The following is a 17,286-nucleotide window of genomic DNA, read 5'->3' as shown; positions in this document are numbered from 1 at the left end:
TTTTTGTATATTTAGCCAGACGTAGGCCTTGGCTCGTGTCCGGACGTCACCAGAACCATCCCCCCCGCGTCAGATCCGCCTCGCAGCTCTTGTACTGCGACGTGAACTTCTCCGCGCGCGCCTGCACCCTTTGCGACACCGTCTTCAGCCATGCCTTGCGGTCGTAGCTGCGGTTGCGGTAGCCGGTCCAGCCTTCGTGGTAATTCAGGTATTGGCCGTAGGCATCCCACTTCGACACCCCGTTGATGCGCTGCGACTTGCTCATGTACCAGCCCATGAAATCCAGCGCGTCGGCGAAGTTGTCGCGGCTGGAGCCCCAGCCGCCTGCCTCTTTCTTGTAGTCGGCCCAGGTTTCGTCCTTGGCTTGCGCATAACCGTAGGCGGAACTGACGCGGCCCCAGGGGATAATGCCCAGGAAGTAGTAGCGGGGCGGCACGGCGTCCTGCTTGAACGAGGACTCCTGGTACATCATAGCCATCGGCACCGGGACGGGCGCGCCCCACTTCTTCTGCACTTTCAGGGCGGCGTCATGCCAGTCCGGCTTTTCGCGGAAGATCGCGCAGATGTTCTCGGGATTGGATGGCGGCGCGGTGGCGCAACCGGCAAGCGCCAGCAGTAGCAGCGGCGGCAGCAAAAGCCGGGTCATTGGCAGGCGTCCTCCTGGATAAGGGGGGCGCAGGCGGCAAGCCGCGCCGGGTTAAGGGCTAAGTGTCACAAGGTAGCGCGATTGTATGAAAACGTATCGCCGGAAAAGTTCCGTCCCTTAAATTTTTGGTCCGCTCGGCCGGGATCCGTTTGCGGCGGACAAAGAAAAACGGCCCCGGATCGCTCCGGGGCCGTCGTGCAGGCTGAAAACCTGGCTATCGCGCGAGGCTTAGACCTCGATTACGTCCGCCACGTCCTTGTAGTCCGCGATCTTGTCGAAGTTCAGGTATTGGTAGATCTGGTCGCCGCTCTTGTTGATGACGCCCATATCGCCCATGTACTCTTCCTTGGTCGGAATCCGGCCCAGCTTCGAGCAGATGGCGGCCAGTTCAGCCGAGCCCAGGTACACGTTCGTGTTCTTGCCCAGGCGGTTCGGGAAGTTGCGGGTGCTGGTCGACATGACGGTCGCGCCTTCGCGCACTTGGGCCTGGTTGCCCATGCACAGCGAGCAGCCCGGCATTTCGGTGCGCGCACCTGCCGTGCCGAACACGCCGTAGTGGCCTTCTTCGGTGAGCTGCGTGGCGTCCATCTTGGTCGGCGGGGCAATCCACAGCTTGACCGGGATGTCGCGCTTGCCTTCCAGCAGCTTGGAGGCTGCGCGGAAGTGGCCGATGTTGGTCATGCAGCTGCCGATGAACACTTCGTCGATCTTGGCGCCGGCGACTTCCGACAGCGTCTTGACGTCGTCCGGGTCGTTCGGGCAGGCCACGATGGGCTCGTGCACGTCGGCCAGGTCGATTTCGATGACGGCGGCGTATTCGGCGTCGGCATCCGGAGCCAGCAGCTGGGGATCAGCCAGCCAGGCTTCCATGGCCTTGATGCGGCGGCCCAGCGTGCGCTCGTCTTCGTAGCCGTTGGCGATCATCCACTTCAACATCACGATGTTGCTGTTGATGTATTCGATGATCGGTTCCTTGTTCAGGTGGACCGAGCAGCCGGCGGCCGAACGTTCTGCGGAGGCGTCCGACAGCTCAAAGGCTTGTTCGACCTTCAGGTCGGGCAGGCCTTCGATTTCCAGGATGCGGCCGGAGAAGATGTTCTTCTTGCCTTGCTTGGCAACCGTCAGCAGGCCTTGCTTGATGGCGTACAGCGGGATGGCGTTGACCAGGTCGCGCAGGGTGACGCCAGGCTGCAGCTTGCCCTTGAAGCGGACCAGCACCGATTCCGGCATGTCCAGGGGCATCACGCCCGTGGCGGCGGCAAAGGCCACCAGGCCCGAACCGGCCGGGAACGAGATGCCGATCGGGAAACGGGTGTGCGAGTCGCCGCCGGTGCCGACGGTGTCGGGCAACAGCATGCGGTTCAGCCACGAGTGGATCACGCCATCACCCGGGCGCAGCGAGATGCCGCCGCGGGTGCTGATGAATTCGGGCAGCGTGTGATGCGTCTTGACGTCCACGGGCTTCGGGTAGGCGGCGGTGTGGCAGAACGACTGCATCACCAGATCGGCCGAGAAGCCCAGGCAAGCCAGGTCTTTCAGTTCGTCGCGGGTCATCGGGCCGGTGGTGTCCTGGCTGCCGACCGAGGTCATCTTCGGTTCGCAGTAGGTGCCCGGGCGGATACCGCGGCCTTCCGGCAGGCCGCAGGCGCGGCCGACCATCTTCTGGGCCAGCGTGTAGCCGCGTCCGGTGTCGACCGGATCCTTGGGCAGGCGGAACAGCGTCGACGGGGCCAGGCCCAGCGCTTCGCGCGCCTTGCTGGTCAGGCCGCGGCCGATGATCAGCGGAATGCGGCCGCCGGCGCGCACTTCGTCGAACAGCACGTCGGACTTCACTTCGAATTCAGCGATGACTTCGCCGTTCTTCAGTGCCTTGCCTTCGTAGGGGCGCAGTTCGACCACGTCACCCATTTCCATCTTGGAAACGTCGAGCTCGATCGGCAGGGCGCCGGCGTCTTCCATCGTGTTGTAGAAGATCGGGGCGATCTTGTTGCCCAGGCACACGCCGCCAAAGCGCTTGTTCGGCACGAAGGGGATGTCTTCGCCCGTGAACCACAGGACCGAGTTGGTGGCCGACTTGCGCGACGAACCCGTGCCGACCACGTCGCCCACGTAGGCGACCAGGTGGCCCTTTTCCTTCAGCGATTCGATGAACTTGACCGGGCCGCGCTTGCCGTCTTCTTCCGGTTCGAACGCGGCGCCGTCGCGCTTGTTCTTCAGCATCGCCAGGGCGTGCATCGGGATGTCGGGGCGGGTCGTGGCGTCAGGCGCCGGCGACAGGTCGTCGGTGTTGGTTTCGCCCGGCACCTTGAAGACGGTGATGGTCAGGCTTTCCGGCAGTTCCGGACGGCTGGTGAACCATTCGGCGTCCGCCCAGCTTTGCAGCACGGACTTGGCGTTGGCGTTGCCGCGGTCGGCCTTTTCCTTCACGTCATGGAAGGCGTCGAACATCAACAGGGTCTTTTTCAGCGCATCGGCGGCGATGGTGCCGATTTCCGCATCATCCAGCAGGTCGACCAGCGGGCCAATGTTGTAGCCGCCGAGCATCGTGCCCAGCAGTTCCGTCGCCTTGGCACGGCTGATCAGCGCACAAGCTTCCTTGCCCAGCGCCACGGCGGCCAGGTAGGACGCCTTGACCTTGGCGGCATCGTCCACGCCGGCCGGCACACGGTAGGTCAGCAGTTCGACCAGATTCTGCTCCTCGCCAGCGGGCGGGTTCTTCAGCAGTTCGATCAGTTCAGCGGTTTGTTTAGCCGTAAGGGGCAGCGGGGGAATCCCCAGAGCCGCGCGTTCGGCAACGTGTTGGCGGTAGTTATCCAGCATGTGAGGCCTGCTCAAAGTCGGGTTGGAAGAAGGGTTGTTGGCGGAATTGTAGAGGGAAGAGGGGGGCGCAAGCAAATGTCTTATATCTTATATAAGACCTGGGCCGATAGCTGTTGCTTGCGGGCGACGGCGCGCGGGCGGCTGTGCGGCGCGGGCAAGGAAAAGGCGGCCCTGTGAGCCGCCTTTTTCGTCAGACGCGCAGAGGCGGCGCCCGTTCCCGGCTTAGCGAGCCACGGCGTCGTAGACCAGGCCTACCCGGGCGAAATTGCCGCCGTATTGCTTGACCTGGGCTTCGAATGGCGCGCTCTCACCCGGCTTGAGCTTGGGCAGCCGCAATTCCTTGAACGTGGCGCCGGACAACTGGTCCTGGGCGTCGTACAAGCTGATCCAGACCCGCACGTTGTCGACCTCCGCCTGGTCCTCATTGCGTACCCGGCCGTGGACGGTGACGTACTTGTAACGGTAGCGGTAGCTGAAATTGAGGGTGCCCGTGCCGATGTTGGCCTCGGTGTTCTCCACCGTGACGGCCAGCTTGGGGCGGGGGCCGGGCATCGCGGCGCGCTTGACGGGCCGCCAATCCGCCTTCATCTCGGTCACCCGATCATAGCGGCCGCCCGGCAGCGCCATCGGCACCCGCTCGCCCGGATACAGGTGTGTAGGCAGTTCCCATTCCTGGCGCAAGTCCACCGCGCGCGACCCGTCGAAGACGGCGATTTTCACGCGCGGCGACAGGGCCACATAGGTGTCGCTGGTGTTGACGAGCTCGGTATACAGGACGGGGCGTTCGATTTCGTCCAGCAGCCGGCGCGGCGCGGACAGGCTGAACGCCTTCGGGTCGAACAGGGCAAAGTCCGGGTCCAGCAGTTCTTCGGTGGTCAAGCGCACCTGGTCGATGACCCGGGTATTGGCCGGGCTGACCCGCACGATGCGGCTGGCAGGACCCGCCTCTTTGGGCGGGGTGTCCTTGGACGAGGCGGCGGCTTGCGGCGCGGGGGCGGGCGCGAACTTCTGCATGGCCCAGGGCCGCACGGGGGTGTGCTTGTACAGCGCGAAGCCGATGGCGGCCAGGATGATCAGCACCAGCCCGGCCTTGGCCGGCCGGGACAGGGGTTTCGCTTCGGAGCGGTCAGCGTTCACTTTGCACCATGTAATCGTAGGACGCGACGTTGCCGTCGCCGAGCATCTCGCAGTGCACGTCGAACGACGTCAGCGCGCCGGACGCCAGGGGGCTGGCGGTGGCGTAGCCGTTGCCGGTACCGATCATCGCGCCGTCGTCGCCGTAGAGGATGACGGTGATCTGAGTGCTGTTGGCCTCGGTCGCGCCCTGGTTCTTCAGCAGGCCGACCAGCCGGTACGAGCCGTCGTTGCGCACCAGTTGCACCTTGCTGGGCGCCACATCGTTGTTCTTGCCGCGCGCGGGCGAGGGGGTGGCGACTTCCAGCGTGTAGCGGCTGTAGGCCTTGTCCGGCACGGAAATCAGCACGGGGGCGTATTCGCCGGGTTGCAAGCTACGCGCCGACGGCGACCCCCAGGACGACGACAGCGTCAATTCGCCCTGGAAGAAGGTCGCGGTCACGCGCGGCGCGTCGATCTTTTTGCCGGTCTCGTTGCGCATCATCATGACGAGCTGCTTGCGGCCGCGTTGCTGCACCTCGCGCACGTCGGTCAGCTTCACCAGCGACGCATCGATCGGCGGCGGTTGCACCAGGCGTTGCGGCACCGGTGCACGGCCTGAACTCAGCAGCGAGGCCACCAGGGGAATGGCGATCACCGCCGCCACGGCCAAGCCGATGGCCGCGAGCACCGCGGGCTGGACCTGCGGCGTCGGGCTGGGCTGCTGCATGCCGCGCAGGATCTTTTCCAGCCGCTGGGCGACATCGTCCTCTACCAGCGTCAAGGCGTGGCAGTGGTTGCAGCGATATTCGTTGGGGGCCAATTTGGTGAACTGAGCGCTGCCGCAAGTCGAGCAGGTCAGGGTCACGGTATTGATCGTGGTGTGTTTGGGCGTCATTCAGGCGAGGTCTAACCGGCAAGGACTGACAGGGCGGCAAGAATAGCGGCAGTCCGTCGGGGACGGGGTGCAGGGACGCTTCCATTTGTGACAAGATATGTGATTGCGACACGCGCGGCGCCGGCCGGGGGCGCCGATACCCCGGTGATATCATCGCCGCCTTGGAAAGCCCCGCGCCGCGCACGCCATCCGTGCCCGCCCTCCGACATCCCCGACGCATGAGCATCTCCCAACATCTGCTGTTCCTGGCCTGCGTGGCGCTTGCCACCTATGCCCAGACCATGACCGGCTTTGCGTTCGGGCTCGTTCTGCTGGGGTTGTCAGGCGTGTTCCAGTTGGCGTCGGTGTCCGAAGTGGCGAACGTGGTCAGCGTGCTGTCGCTGGTGAATGCCGCCGTGACGCTGGCGCGCGCCAAGCCGCAGGTGAACTGGTCGCTGATGGGGCCGGCCATGACGGCCAGCCTGGTGGGAGTGGGCGTGGGCGTGGCCGTGCTGACGTGGATCAGCGGGTCGACGACGGTGCTGCTGCAACTGCTGCTGGGCGTCACGATCCTGGCTTGCGCCGTCCTGCTGGTGGCGCGCGCCAAACCGCTGGAGCGGCTGTCGTCCAAGGCGTCATTCGTATTCTTCGGGGGGATATCCGGCGTGCTGGGCGGCTTGTTCTCAAGCGCCGGCCCCCCGATGGTCTATCACCTGTATCGCCAGCCCTTGCCGCTGGCGTCCATCCGCAACAGCCTGCTGGTGCTGTTTTCGCTGAACGCCGTGGTGCGCTTGGGGCTGGTGACCGGACAAGGGGCGTTCATGGCGTCGTCGTTCTGGCTCAGCGTGCAGGCATTTCCGGTCGTGATCGCCGTGACCTGGGTGGCGCGCCGTTATGGTTCGGCAGGTTCGATGAAGACCATCAAGCGCATGGTCTTTGTGCTGCTCTTGGCCGCCGGGTTGGGGCTGATCGTGCCGGCGGCGCGGATCCTGGCGGCGGGCTGACCCGCCGCTTGGCCATCGGCGCCGCGGCAATGCGTCAGGCGTGGCCGCCGCTGATGTAGCGTTCCAATTCGTGGATGATGAACTTCTGTTCACTCATGACGTCCTTGACCAGGTCGCCAATGGACAGCAGCCCGATCAATTTTTCATTGTCGATGACCGGAAGATGGCGAAAGTGCCGCTCGGTCATCATGGCCATACAGTGCTCGCGCGTATCGCCGGGACCCACGTAATAGACCGAGTCCGTCATGATGTCGCGCACCTTGGTGCTGCGCGACGAGCGGTCTTGCAGGACGACTTTGCGGGCATAGTCGCGCTCGGACATCATGCCCAGCACGGTATCGCCCTCTACGACCACCACCGCGCCGATGCTGCGCTCGGCCATGGTCTTGATGGCGTCGTACACCGATGAGTCCGGTGAAACCGTTACGACGGACTGGTTCGGCTTTTCCCTGAGAATCTCAGCAACTGTCTTCACGATGTGCTCCCGAATCGCTGGCAAGGTTCAACTTTGGGCCGCGCGCCGCACGCCCAGCCCCGCGGGGTGCTGTGGCACGACCATGCTCCATCCTAAGCCTGCCGGCCACCTTGCCGCAAGCGCGGCACCGGATATTTGGCGGGCTTGTCTCGGAACGCCTGGCTGGCCATCTCGCGCAGGTTGCGCGCGGCGCTGCGTTCCGTATCGGGATTCCATGCCAGTGAAATGCCGATGGAGGCATCGGCGGGGAAGTCGGCCAGCGTCTTATAGACCACATTGGGCCCGGGATGGCGGCGGCTGCCGGCGGGCACCAGCGCCACGCCCAGCCCGCTTTCGACCAGGCTCAGCAGCGTTTGCACCTGCACCGCTTCCTGCGTGATGCGGGGCGTGAAGCCGCGCAGCTGGCAGGCGTTGATCGCCGCCATGCGCAAGCCCGCGGCTTCCGTCGCGGTGTACATGATGAAGGCCTCGTCCGCCAAGTCGGTCAGCCGGATGCGGCCGCGCCGCGCCAACGGATGCCCCTTGGGCACCGCCAGCGCGAAATTCTCGGTGGTCAGCGGGGCCAGGCGCACGTTTGACCCCATGGCCACCGGCACGCGCACGATGCCGACCTCCAATGTGTCTTCCGCCAGGTCCTGCATGATGCGGATCGAGGTGGCTTCGCGCAGTACGACCGTCACGCCGGGATAACGTTGGCGAAAGAGAGGCAGGATGCGCGGCAGGATGCCGTGCGTGGCCGACCCCACGAAACCGATCCGCACGGTGCCGCCTTCGCCCGCCGCGCCCGCGCGCGCGGCCAGCCGGAACTGCTCGGCATGGAACAGGGCGCGGCGCGCTTCGTCCAGGGCGGCAAGGCCCGCTTCGGTCAATTGCACGCCTTGGCGGCCGCGCACGAACAGCGGCACGCCCACCATCTCTTCAAGCTTGCGGATCGAGACCGACAGCGGAGGCTGCGACATGTGCAGCTTTTCCGCCGCGCGATGGAAGTTCAGCGTCTCGGCAAGAACCAGGAACTGTTGTAGATGGCGGAAGTCCATGAGGGCGGCCCGGGAGGATGGTTCCCGTGGATGATACGGCGCGCAGGTAGGTCAGCGCATCCGCGCCGCTGGCCAGCGCATGGGCGCCGATGCGTTCGTGCCAATAGGATTCCGACCCGCCGGCCAGCCGCCACTCGCGCAGCCGCCGGGTGTACAACTGCAAGTCGTACTCCGCGGTGACGCCGATGGCGCCATGCACCGCGTGCGCGATGTCGGCGACGACAGGCGCAGCCAAGCTGGCGCGTGCCTTGCCCATCGCGGCCAGCATCGCCTGTGGCCGGCCGCCTGCACCTTGGAACGCCAACTGCGCGGCCATGCGGACGGCCCAGACCTGTTCGGCCATCACACTGATCTGCTGCTGCACGGCCTGGAAGCGGCCGATGGGCTTGCCGAACTGCGCCCGCGTGTTGGCGTAGTCCAGCGCCAGCGAGAGCACTCGGTCCATGGCGCCGGCCATCAGGCCGGCATAGGCGGCGGCCGCCAGTTCGTCCAGCGGACTGCCGCTGCCCAGGCATTGCGCATCGGCCAGTGCCCACGAGACCTCGCCGTCCAGGCTGCCATGCACGCCGTTCGGTTCAACCTGGCCGGCTTGCGTGGCCAGCAGCCAGGCTTGCCCGTTGATGTGCGCCAGGACGTTGTCCGCCACGCGGACCCACGGCACGTTGGCGCCCATCACGCGTCTGCCCTGGATCGACAGGCCGTGCGCAGCGATGGCGATCGATCCCGTTGGCCGTGCGCGGCCCGCGCCGGCAAGCCACGCGCGCGCCAGCATCGTGTGCGCGATCGGGTAGGGGCAGAGGTGGCGGCCGGCGGCCAGCATCACGGGCAGCGCATCGGGCAGGTCCAGTCCCGCGCCGCCCTGCGCCTCCGGGACCAGCGCGTCGGCAAAGCCGGCGTCTTCGCAGGCTTGCCACGCGGCGGCGGCTGGTTGGCCTTGTTCAATGCCGCGAATCAGCGCGGGTGAGCAAGTCTGGGCGAACAGGCGTTCGGCGGCGTCGCCAAGCAGAGTGTCCATGATGTTCGTCCTTATCGAAGGCCAAGGCCGCGGGCGATGATGCCGCGAAGTATTTCGCGCGTGCCGCCGCGCAAGGAAAAGGTGGGGCTGACCTGTTCCAGGTACGCCAGCGTGCGTAGCAGCGGCAACGGCGGCGGCACATCGGGGCGGCGGCCCAGCGCATCGCCGATCAAGCGCGGAATAAGCTGTTCCAGTTCGGTGCCCAGGTCTTTGACCAGCGCGGCTTCCGTGGCGGGGCTGCCGCCCGCCGCCAGCTTGCCCGCGACCGACAGCGACATGGCGCGCAGCACCGCCATCTGCGCCAGGATGCTGCCCAGCGTGGCGCGGTCGCCGGCGTTGTCCGACAGGCCGCGGCAATGCGTCAACCAGCACTCGAGCAGCGCGATGCTGGAATACAGGCGCTCGGGCCCACTGCGCTCGAACGCGAGTTCGGCGCTCACCTGGGCCCAGCCCGCACCCGCTTCGCCGATCAGCGCGTCGTGGGGCAGTTCGACGTTGTCGAAGAACACTTCCGAAAAGTGGGCATCGCCCGCCAGGTCTTCGATGGGGCGGATGGAAACGCCGGGCAGCGCCAGGTCCACGATGAGTTGCGACAGCCCTTGGTGGCGGTCGTCTGCGGTGCCGGAGGTGCGCACGAGCGCAATCATGTAGTGCGAGCGGTGCGCGTTGGTTGTCCAGATCTTGCTGCCGTTCAGGCGCCAGCCGTCGGCGACGGGCTCGGCGCGGCTGCGGATGCTGGCCAGGTCGGAACCGGATCCTGGTTCGCTCATGCCGATGCAGAAGAATGCCTCGGCCCGGCAGATGCGGGGCAGGTAGAACGCCTGTTGGGCCGCCGTGCCGTATTTGTGGATCAGCGGCGCGCTTTGGCGGTCCGCGATCCAGTGGGCCGACACCGGCGCGCCCGCGCCCAGCAATTCTTCCGACAGCACGAAGCGCGCGAAGTGGCCGCGCGCCGCGCCGCCATGTTCCCGCGGCAGGGTCAGGCCCAGCCAGCCGCGCTCGGCCAACTGGCGGCTGAAGGCCGCGTCGTATCCCATCCAGGACCGCGCGCGCTCGTCGGGCTCCAGGCCGTCAAGCGCGTCGGCAAGAAAGGCGCGCACCTCGGCGCGCAGGGCTTCATCCTCGGGCGGGATGGCGGTGAGTTCCAGCGTATCGATCATGGGGCCTCCGGTGCCGCGCCGGCCCGCCAGGGGCACACTGACGGGGGCTACGGCCACTATCCCGGAGCGCGGCGGCGGCCGTCCAATATTATTTTTGGGATTTCCGATACCGATCTCGTATCACCCACGCCGAAACTAATATTGGACGACGTCCGCCGCCACGCCTACGCTGCGGAATCGGTCTTCGCACACGGCGGCTGACCCGGCATCTTCAATATGGGGAGACAGGCATGACGGAACTTGTGCACTACGAGCAAAGCGCAGAGGGCGTGGTGACGCTGACGCTGGACGATCCGGCCACGCGCAATGCGCTGACCGGCAGCGGCATCGTGGACCAGCTGCTGGCGGCGTTCGCGCGCATCGAGCGCGACCCGGCCGTGCGCGTGCTGATCCTGACGGCGGCCGGCAACGTGTTTTCTTCCGGCGGCAACATCAACGATATGCAGCGGCAGATCGGCCCCGAGGTCGGCAGCGCCGCCTTACGCCAGGAATACCGCCACGGCATCCAGCGCCTGCCGCTGGCCCTGCATGCCTTGGAAGTGCCGACGATTGCCGCCGTGAATGGTCCTGCCGTCGGCGCGGGTTGCGATCTGGCCTGCATGTGCGACGTGCGCATTGCCGCGGAAGGGGCGAGCTTCGCAGAGAGTTTCGTCAAACTTGGGATCGTGCCCGGGGACGGCGGCGCCTGGTTCCTGCCGCGGCTGATCGGGTCGGCGCGGGCGGCTGAAATGTCGTTTACCGGCGACGCCATCGACGCGGGCACGGCGCTGGATTGGGGGCTGGTGTCGCGGGTGGTGCCGGCGGTCGAGCTGCTGCCCGCCGCCCATGCGCTGGCCGCGCGTATGGCGGCGAATTCCCCCGATGCGATACGGCTGACCAAGCGCCTGCTGCGCGAAAGCCAGCATGTGCGGCTGGATACCTTGCTGGAGCTGTCGGCGGCGTACCAGGCGCTGGCGCACAAGACCGACGCGCACGCGCAGGCGGTGGGCGCCTTCATCGCGCAGCGCGCCGCGCGCAAGCCCCGCGGCTGACGCGGGGAACGATCTGAGGCGGCCGGCCGGCGGTATGATGGAACGCATTACAAGGAGGAAACACCATGAATGAAGTCATCGTCGCTTCGGCCGTCCGCACCGCCATCGGCGACTTCGGGGGCGCGCTGAAAGACGTGCCGCCGTGCGACCTGGGCGCCACCGTCATCCGTGCCGCGCTGGAACGCGCCAGCGTCAAGGGCGACGAAGTCGGCCATGTCGCGGTCGGCCACGTCATCAATACCGAACCGCGCGACATGTACCTGTCGCGCGTGGCCGCCATGAACGCCGGCATCGCCAAGGAAACCCCTGCCTTCAACGTCAACCGCCTGTGCGGTTCGGGCCTGCAGGCCATCGTGTCGGCAGCGCAGACCATCCTGCTGGGCGACGCCGAGATCGCGATCGGCGCAGGCGCAGAAAGCATGAGCCGTGCTCCCTACATCGTGCCGTCGCAGCGCTGGGGCGCCCGCATGGGCGATAGCGTCATGCTGGACATGATGACCGGCGCGCTGTCGGATCCGTTCGGCCGCATGCACATGGGCGTCACCGCCGAGAACGTGGCGGCCAAGTTCGGCATCAGCCGCCAGGACCAGGACGCGCTGGCCGCGGAATCGCATCGCCGCGCGGCAGCCGCCATCGACGCCGGCTACTTCCGCGACCAGATCGTGCCGGTGGTGCAGAAGACGCGCAAGGGCGAAGTCGTGTTCGACACCGATGAGCACGTGCGCCGCGATGTGTCGGCGGCCACCATGGCTACGCTCAAGCCGGTCTTCCAGAAAGAGAACGGCACGGTCACGGCAGGCAACGCGTCGGGTCTGAACGACGGCGCGGGCGCCGTGGTGCTGATGAACGCCTCGCTGGCAGCCAAGCGCGGCATCAAGCCGCTGGCCCGCCTGGTGGCCTACGCCCATGCAGGCGTCGACCCCGACATCATGGGTATCGGCCCCGTACCGGCCACGCAAGCCGCGCTCAAGCGCGCCGGCCTGACCGTGGACCAGCTGGACGTCATCGAAGCCAACGAAGCCTTCGCGGCGCAGGCCTGCGCCGTGTCGCGCGAGCTGAAGCTGGATCCGGCCAAGGTCAATCCGAACGGCAGCGGCATCGGCCTGGGCCATCCCATCGGCGCGACCGGCGCGATCATCACCGTCAAGGCGCTGCACGAACTGCAACGCGTGGGCGGGCGCTACGCGCTGGTGACGATGTGCATCGGCGGCGGGCAAGGCATTGCCGCCATCTTCGAGCGCATTTAAGCGCCTGGCCGGCCAAGCGCTTTGACTCGACCGCGTTCCGCCGCCAGCGGCGGAACGCGCCGCCTCAGACGTGGCCCAGGTAGTCCTGGGCCCACGCCAGGCACTCGGCGCGCAGCAGCGCGCCCATCTGCACCCGGCGTGGCCCGTCCAGCCGGCTGCTGATCGCCCCGAAGCTGAACGCCACCCAGGTCAGTTCCGACACCGGGAACGCCACCCCGACCCCTGATACGCCCGGCGTGATCGTATCCACGATCTCGGAATAGCCGGCCGTGCGCGTCTGCTTCACGGCCTTCATCAAGGCACTGCTGGACACGCCGATCTGCGCGTAGCTGGCTGCGTGGCGGGCGTATAGCGACGCGATGTCCTCGTCCGGCAGGCTGGCCATCAGTGCCAGGCCGCCAGCGCCCACGCCCAGCAGGCGTCGTTCGCCCTGGTCGATCGTGAACACCTTCACCGGAAACGATCCGGCTTCCCGCAACAGGCACAGGGCGTAGTCGCCCTGGCGGATGACCAGGAACACCGTATCGCCGGACAGGCGCGCCAGCTTTTGCGCGAAGGGGCGCAGCGCGTCCAGCAAGGGCGTACGGCGCAGCGCGGCAAACCCCAACTGCATGGAATCCACGCCCAGCCGGTACCGCCGGGTCTTGTTGTCGCGTTCGGCGAACTGTTCTTCCAGCAGGCAGCTCAGCAGCCGGTGCGCGGTCGACCGTTCCAGGCCGGTGGCACCCATCACGCCTTGCAGGTCGATGCCGTCTTCCTGGTGCTGGGCCAGCACGCGCAGCAGCCCGAGCGCGCGGCGCATGCTCTGCGTGCCGTCGGTGGCAGTTAGTTTGTTCATATTATGGGAAATATTGTTCGAATATTTTGTATTCTAGGATTTAAGGTGCGTTAATTCAATCCAGTCGATCCGCGCCGGTGTCGAGCGCGGGCATAGCAAGAGACGAGGAGACTATGGAATACGCCACCCTGGCCGTCGAGCGGTTTGACTCGGTATGCCGCATCAGCCTGGCGCGCGAGTCCGCGCGCAATGCCCAAAGCCAGCAGATGCTGGATGAACTGGACGACGCCCTGACGCGCGCCGAGCAAGACGATTCCGTGCGGGTCGTGGTGCTGGCCGGACGCGGCGCGCATTTTTCGGCGGGCCACGACCTGAAGGAAGCCCAGGCCAAGCGCGCCGACTTCACCGTGGAAGAGCGCTGGGACTACGAGTCGCGCCGCTATTACGGCTATTGCCTGCGCATCTGGGACTTTCCGAAGCCGACCGTTGCCCAGGTACAGGGCGCCTGCGTCGCCGGCGGATTCATGATCGCCAACATGTGCGACCTGGTGGTGTGTTCCGACACGGCATACTTTTCCGATCCAGTGGGCCACACCTTGGCCGCCGCCGCCACCGAAGTGCTGATCCATCCGTGGGTGATGGGCCTGCGCAAGGCCAAGGAAATGCTCTACACCGGCGAGAAGGTCGACGCGCAGGAAGCGCTGCGCATCGGCATGGTGAACCGCGTCGTGCCCGAGGCCGAACTGGATGAGGCCACGCTGGCGTTGGCGCGGCGCATCGCGCAGGCGCCGCCGTTCGGCCTGCGTCTGATCAAGCGGTCGCTGAATCGTACCGCGGACGCCCAAGGGTTCCGCACGGCGCTGTCGGCGCACTTCGACACGCACCAGCTCTCGCACCTGAGCGAGGAATTCCAGGCGGTGCGCGAGCGTGGGCTGGCCCAAGCCATCCAGCGCAACAAGAAGGGCGAGGCCGCATGAGAACGCCCTTGGATTGCCTGCTGAACCCGGGGTCCATCGCCATGATCGGCGCCAGCGCGAATGCCGGCCGCATCGGCGGTATGCCCCTGGAACTCCTGACCCGCTTCGGTTACGCCGGCGGCATCTATCCCGTGAACCCCAAGTATCAGGAAGTGTTCGGCAAGCGTTGCTGGCCGGACATCGAAGCCGTGCCTGAACCGGTGGATCTGGCCGTGCTGGCGATCGGCGCTGCCGAGGTCACGCCCATGCTGCGCCGCTGCCACGCCAAAGGCGTGCGCGCCGCCATTGTCTATGCCGCCGGCTTTGCCGAGGCGGGCGGCGAGGGCGCGCGCTTGCAGGACGAACTGGAAGCCTTCGTCGCGGAAAGCGGTATGGCCGTGGCGGGTCCGAACTGCATGGGATTCGCCAACCTGAACACGCAGGCGCACACGGCGTTCGCTTCGGTCTTCAAGACGGCGCCGGCGCAAACCGGCCCGGGCGTCGTCAGCCTGCTGACGCAAAGCGGCAACGTGTGCGCGGCGGTGTACGCCATCGCGCGCAGGCTGGACCTGCCGTTTTCGCACTTCATCAATACCGGCAATGAAGCGTGCCTGGATTTTTCGCAGTACCTGGAGTATCTGGCGGCCGATCCACAGACGGAAATCGTGCTGGGCTATATCGAGCAGTTGCGCGACGGCGACCGCTTCGTGCGCGCCTGCCGCGAGCTTGAGCGTCATGGCAAGCTGCTGATCGCACTGAAGGCGGGCAACACCGACAAAGGGGCGCAGGCGGTGCGGTCCCACACGTCCGCCCTGGCGGGGGACCGGCGCGTGTACGCGGCGGCCTTCCGCCAGTTGAACGTCATCGAGGCGTCGGACTTCGCGCAAATGGCGCATCTGGCCAGCCTGGCGACGCTGCGCCACCGCAGCGCGGGCAAACGGGTCGCCGTGCTGACGATGTCGGGCGCGCTGGGCGCGATCCTGGCCGACAAGTTCATCGGAGCGGGGCTGGACTTGCCCGATCTGCCCGAATCCCTGCAAGCGGTGCTGCGCGGCGGTATTCCCGATTACGGCATGGTCGGCAACCCGGTGGACGTGACGGGTAACGTAGTCAACGATCCGGACTTCGTGCGTACCGTGCTGCAGGCGCTGGCGACGACGGACGCGATCGACGCGGTGGTGGTCTATGCGCCGGGTTACATGCTGGACCGCATGGCGGACGCGCTGGCAGAGGCTTCGCGCCAGCACGCGCGCCTGTTCGTCGCGATCGATACCGGCCTGGCGCAAAGCCGCGCCGCCTTGCGCGAGGCGGAAGTCGCCGTATTCGAAGACCTGGGGCAGGCCGTGTCCGCCCTGGCGCCGTACCTGCTGTGGTGCGAAGCGCGCGGCGCCAAGCGCATCGCGCCGATGCCGCGCCTGGACGCGGCGCCCGTGCCCGCGCTGCCGTGCAATGAAGTCGAGGCGCGTGCATACGTGGCCGCTTTCGGACTGCCGCAGGCGATGGCGCCTGCCGCGCGCGACGCTGGCGAGGCAGTAGCCCACGCGCGCACGGCGGGCTATCCCGTGGCGCTGAAGATTCTGAGCCCCGACATCGCGCACAAGACCGAAGTCGGCGGCGTGGCGCTGGGGCTGGCCGACGACGCGGCGGTCCAGGCGGCCTGCGCCCAGGTGCGCCAATCCGCCAGCCAGGCGCAGCCCGATGCGCGCATCGACGGCGTGATGGTGCAGAAGATGGAACGCGGCGTGGCCGAAATCATCGTGGGCGCCACGCGCGATCCCGTGTTCGGCCCGGTCCTGACCGTGGGCCTGGGCGGCGTGCTGACCGAGCTGTACCAGGACACCAGCCACCGCTTGCTGCCCGTGGATGAGGATATTGCCTTGCAGATGCTGCGCGAACTCAAGGCGTATCCGCTGCTGGACGGTTACCGGGGCAAACCCCGCGCCGATCTGGCTGCGGCGTGCCGAAGCATTGTCGCCGTGGGCAATGCCCTGCTTGCGGCGCCCGCGGAAGTGGCGGAAATTGAAGTGAATCCATTGCTGATCAAAGAGGCAGGACAAGGCGTCGCGGTGCTGGACGCGCTGATCCTGCCCGCAACCCCGTAGCGCGAACACGCAATCACGCAACCTCGCGCAGCGTATCCCCAGGAGGAGACAAGCATGATGAAGAGACTATTGGCCGGCGTCGCGCTGGCCTGCATCGGCGTCGCGAACCCGGCGCTTGCCCAGGATCCGTATCCCACCCGTCCCGTACGCATCGTAGTGCCGTTTTCGCCGGGTGGCGCGGCGGACATCATGAGCCGGCTGCTGGCCGAGCGCCTGACGGCGAAGCTGGGGCAGACCGTGATTGTTGAGAACAAGCCGGGCGGCGGGACGATGATCGCGTCCGACTACGTGTCGCGCGCCGAGCCCGACGGCTACACCTTGCTGATGGCGGCGTCGTCGCTGGGCATTGCGCCCAGCATCTACGCCAAGGTCAACTACGACCCCATCAAGGACTTCGCGCCGGTGAGCCAGGTGGCGTCGGTCGTGCACGTGCTGGAAGTGCATCCGTCGATCCCGGCCAAGAACGTGGGGGAATTGATCGTCTACCTGAAGGCCAATCCGGGCAAGGTCAGCTACGGCTCGGTCGGCACCGGCAGCTCGACGCACCTGGAAGCCGAACTCTTCAACAGCATGGCGGGCACGCAGATGGCGCATATCCCGTACAAGGGCAGCGCGCCCGCGCTGAACGATCTGGTGGCCGGACGCATCCAGGTGATGTTCGACGCCTGGGCGTCGTCGGGCCCCTTCGTCAAGGACGGCAAGCTGCGTGCGCTGGCCGTGACCACGACGCGGCAGTCGGCCTCGGTGCCGGACCTGCCGACGGTGGCGGCCTCGGGCTTGCCGGGTTATTCGGCCATGCCGTGGCTGGGGCTGGTGGCCCCCGCGCGCACGCCGCAGCCGGTGATCGACAAGCTCTACCAGAACCTGGCGCAGATCCTCGCGCAACCCGATGTGAAGGCGCAGTTCGTGGGACTGGGGTTGGACATCATCGGCAGCGATCCCAAGACGTTTTCCGCCTTCATCCGGCAAGACGTGACCACCTGGGCCAAGGTGGCGCGCGAGTCCAACATCCGCCTGGAGTAGTA

General features: G+C 66.7%; 15 protein-coding genes. 6 read left to right on the top strand and 9 right to left on the bottom strand.

Annotation, left to right across the window (positions count from 1 at the left end; all coding sequences use genetic code 11):
- Positions 1-46 precede the first annotated feature (46 nt).
- The 4 genes from CEY09_RS13635 to CEY09_RS13620 all read right to left on the bottom strand — a co-directional run bounded on the left by CEY09_RS13635 (position 47) and on the right by CEY09_RS13620 (position 5,477).
- On the bottom strand, positions 47-646 hold the full coding sequence (locus CEY09_RS13635; RefSeq protein ID WP_088589018.1) for a transglycosylase SLT domain-containing protein: 600 nt from the start codon (positions 644-646) through the stop codon (positions 47-49).
- A gap of 228 nt (positions 647-874) precedes the next feature.
- Positions 875-3,466, bottom strand: a complete 2,592-nt coding sequence (acnB, locus tag CEY09_RS13630; protein ID WP_088589017.1) for a bifunctional aconitate hydratase 2/2-methylisocitrate dehydratase — start codon at positions 3,464-3,466, stop codon at positions 875-877.
- Positions 3,467-3,688: 222 nt separating this feature from the next.
- On the bottom strand, positions 3,689-4,603 hold the full coding sequence (locus tag CEY09_RS13625) for an FxLYD domain-containing protein (protein ID WP_088589016.1): 915 nt from the start codon (positions 4,601-4,603) through the stop codon (positions 3,689-3,691).
- The gene (locus CEY09_RS13620) at positions 4,593-5,477 is read right to left on the bottom strand and encodes an FxLYD domain-containing protein (protein WP_088589015.1); all 885 of its coding nucleotides are present in this window, start codon (positions 5,475-5,477) and stop codon (positions 4,593-4,595) included. The genes CEY09_RS13625 and CEY09_RS13620 overlap by 11 nt, the downstream gene beginning before the upstream one ends.
- Positions 5,478-5,695: 218 nt before the next feature.
- On the opposite strand from CEY09_RS13620, the gene CEY09_RS13615 reads away from it, so the two are divergent.
- A complete protein-coding gene (locus tag CEY09_RS13615; RefSeq protein WP_006225626.1) occupies positions 5,696-6,460 on the top strand; it encodes a TSUP family transporter in 765 nt (254 codons plus the stop codon).
- A gap of 34 nt (positions 6,461-6,494) precedes the next feature.
- Here CEY09_RS13615 and CEY09_RS13610 read toward each other — a convergent pair whose 3' ends face one another.
- From CEY09_RS13610 to CEY09_RS13595, 4 genes are all read right to left on the bottom strand, one after another.
- Positions 6,495-6,935 carry a CBS domain-containing protein gene (locus CEY09_RS13610; RefSeq protein WP_088589014.1) on the bottom strand — a complete coding sequence of 147 codons (441 nt, stop codon included), beginning with the start codon at positions 6,933-6,935 and terminating at the stop codon, positions 6,495-6,497.
- A gap of 92 nt (positions 6,936-7,027) precedes the next feature.
- Positions 7,028-7,972, bottom strand: coding sequence for a LysR family transcriptional regulator (locus tag CEY09_RS13605; RefSeq protein ID WP_052017895.1), 945 nt, complete (start codon positions 7,970-7,972; stop codon positions 7,028-7,030).
- Positions 7,854-8,987, bottom strand: a complete 1,134-nt coding sequence (locus CEY09_RS13600) for an acyl-CoA dehydrogenase family protein (RefSeq protein ID WP_143219556.1) — start codon at positions 8,985-8,987, stop codon at positions 7,854-7,856. The genes CEY09_RS13605 and CEY09_RS13600 overlap by 119 nt, the downstream gene beginning before the upstream one ends.
- Positions 8,988-8,998: 11 nt before the next feature.
- On the bottom strand, positions 8,999-10,147 hold the full coding sequence (locus CEY09_RS13595) for an acyl-CoA dehydrogenase family protein (protein WP_088589013.1): 1,149 nt from the start codon (positions 10,145-10,147) through the stop codon (positions 8,999-9,001).
- A gap of 230 nt (positions 10,148-10,377) precedes the next feature.
- Here CEY09_RS13595 and CEY09_RS13590 point away from each other — a divergent pair, with 230 nt between their 5' ends.
- Positions 10,378-11,178 (top strand): crotonase/enoyl-CoA hydratase family protein, encoded by an 801-nt coding sequence (locus tag CEY09_RS13590; protein WP_088589012.1) that lies wholly within the window; start codon positions 10,378-10,380, stop codon positions 11,176-11,178.
- Between the two features lie 65 nt (positions 11,179-11,243).
- Positions 11,244-12,425: a beta-ketothiolase BktB gene (gene bktB / locus CEY09_RS13585; RefSeq protein ID WP_088589011.1), complete on the top strand. Its 1,182-nt coding sequence runs from the start codon at positions 11,244-11,246 to the stop codon at positions 12,423-12,425.
- A 64-nt stretch (positions 12,426-12,489) separates the two neighbouring features.
- Here bktB and CEY09_RS13580 read toward each other — a convergent pair whose 3' ends face one another.
- Positions 12,490-13,263, bottom strand: coding sequence for an IclR family transcriptional regulator (locus CEY09_RS13580; RefSeq protein WP_088589010.1), 774 nt, complete (start codon positions 13,261-13,263; stop codon positions 12,490-12,492).
- Positions 13,264-13,376: 113 nt separating this feature from the next.
- Between CEY09_RS13580 and CEY09_RS13575 the strand changes: the two genes are divergently transcribed.
- From CEY09_RS13575 to CEY09_RS13565, 3 genes are read left to right on the top strand one after another with little or no spacing between them, the layout of a single operon-like run.
- Complete coding sequence (locus CEY09_RS13575; protein ID WP_088589009.1) at positions 13,377-14,180, top strand: enoyl-CoA hydratase; 804 nt, start codon at positions 13,377-13,379, stop codon at positions 14,178-14,180.
- On the top strand, positions 14,177-16,261 hold the full coding sequence (locus CEY09_RS13570; protein WP_088589008.1) for an acetate--CoA ligase family protein: 2,085 nt from the start codon (positions 14,177-14,179) through the stop codon (positions 16,259-16,261). Before CEY09_RS13575 ends, CEY09_RS13570 begins: the two co-directional genes overlap by 4 nt.
- Before the next feature lie 54 nt (positions 16,262-16,315).
- Positions 16,316-17,284, top strand: coding sequence for a Bug family tripartite tricarboxylate transporter substrate binding protein (locus tag CEY09_RS13565; RefSeq protein ID WP_035213480.1), 969 nt, complete (start codon positions 16,316-16,318; stop codon positions 17,282-17,284).
- The last annotated feature ends 2 nt before the right edge of the window (positions 17,285-17,286 follow it).

This window comes from Achromobacter marplatensis (assembly GCF_002209535.1).
GTDB lineage: Bacteria > Pseudomonadota > Gammaproteobacteria > Burkholderiales > Burkholderiaceae_B > Achromobacter > Achromobacter marplatensis.
The sequence above is the reverse complement of the archived record's forward strand: the minus strand, read 5'-3'. Positions and strand labels throughout refer to the sequence as shown.

Coding starts and splice junctions, on each gene's coding strand:
- bktB (WP_088589011.1), top strand. CDS start 11,244: ATGAATGAAGTCATCGTCGCTTCGGCCGTCCGCACCGCCATCGGCGAC.
- CEY09_RS13575 (WP_088589009.1), top strand. CDS start 13,377: ATGGAATACGCCACCCTGGCCGTCGAGCGGTTTGACTCGGTATGCCGC.
- CEY09_RS13615 (WP_006225626.1), top strand. CDS start 5,696: ATGAGCATCTCCCAACATCTGCTGTTCCTGGCCTGCGTGGCGCTTGCC.
- CEY09_RS13590 (WP_088589012.1), top strand. CDS start 10,378: ATGACGGAACTTGTGCACTACGAGCAAAGCGCAGAGGGCGTGGTGACG.
- CEY09_RS13570 (WP_088589008.1), top strand. CDS start 14,177: ATGAGAACGCCCTTGGATTGCCTGCTGAACCCGGGGTCCATCGCCATG.
- CEY09_RS13565 (WP_035213480.1), top strand. CDS start 16,316: ATGATGAAGAGACTATTGGCCGGCGTCGCGCTGGCCTGCATCGGCGTC.
- CEY09_RS13635 (WP_088589018.1), bottom strand. CDS start 646: ATGACCCGGCTTTTGCTGCCGCCGCTGCTACTGCTGGCGCTTGCCGGT.
- acnB (WP_088589017.1), bottom strand. CDS start 3,466: ATGCTGGATAACTACCGCCAACACGTTGCCGAACGCGCGGCTCTGGGG.
- CEY09_RS13580 (WP_088589010.1), bottom strand. CDS start 13,263: ATGAACAAACTAACTGCCACCGACGGCACGCAGAGCATGCGCCGCGCG.
- CEY09_RS13620 (WP_088589015.1), bottom strand. CDS start 5,477: ATGACGCCCAAACACACCACGATCAATACCGTGACCCTGACCTGCTCG.
- CEY09_RS13605 (WP_052017895.1), bottom strand. CDS start 7,972: ATGGACTTCCGCCATCTACAACAGTTCCTGGTTCTTGCCGAGACGCTG.
- CEY09_RS13595 (WP_088589013.1), bottom strand. CDS start 10,147: ATGATCGATACGCTGGAACTCACCGCCATCCCGCCCGAGGATGAAGCC.
- CEY09_RS13600 (WP_143219556.1), bottom strand. CDS start 8,987: ATGGACACTCTGCTTGGCGACGCCGCCGAACGCCTGTTCGCCCAGACT.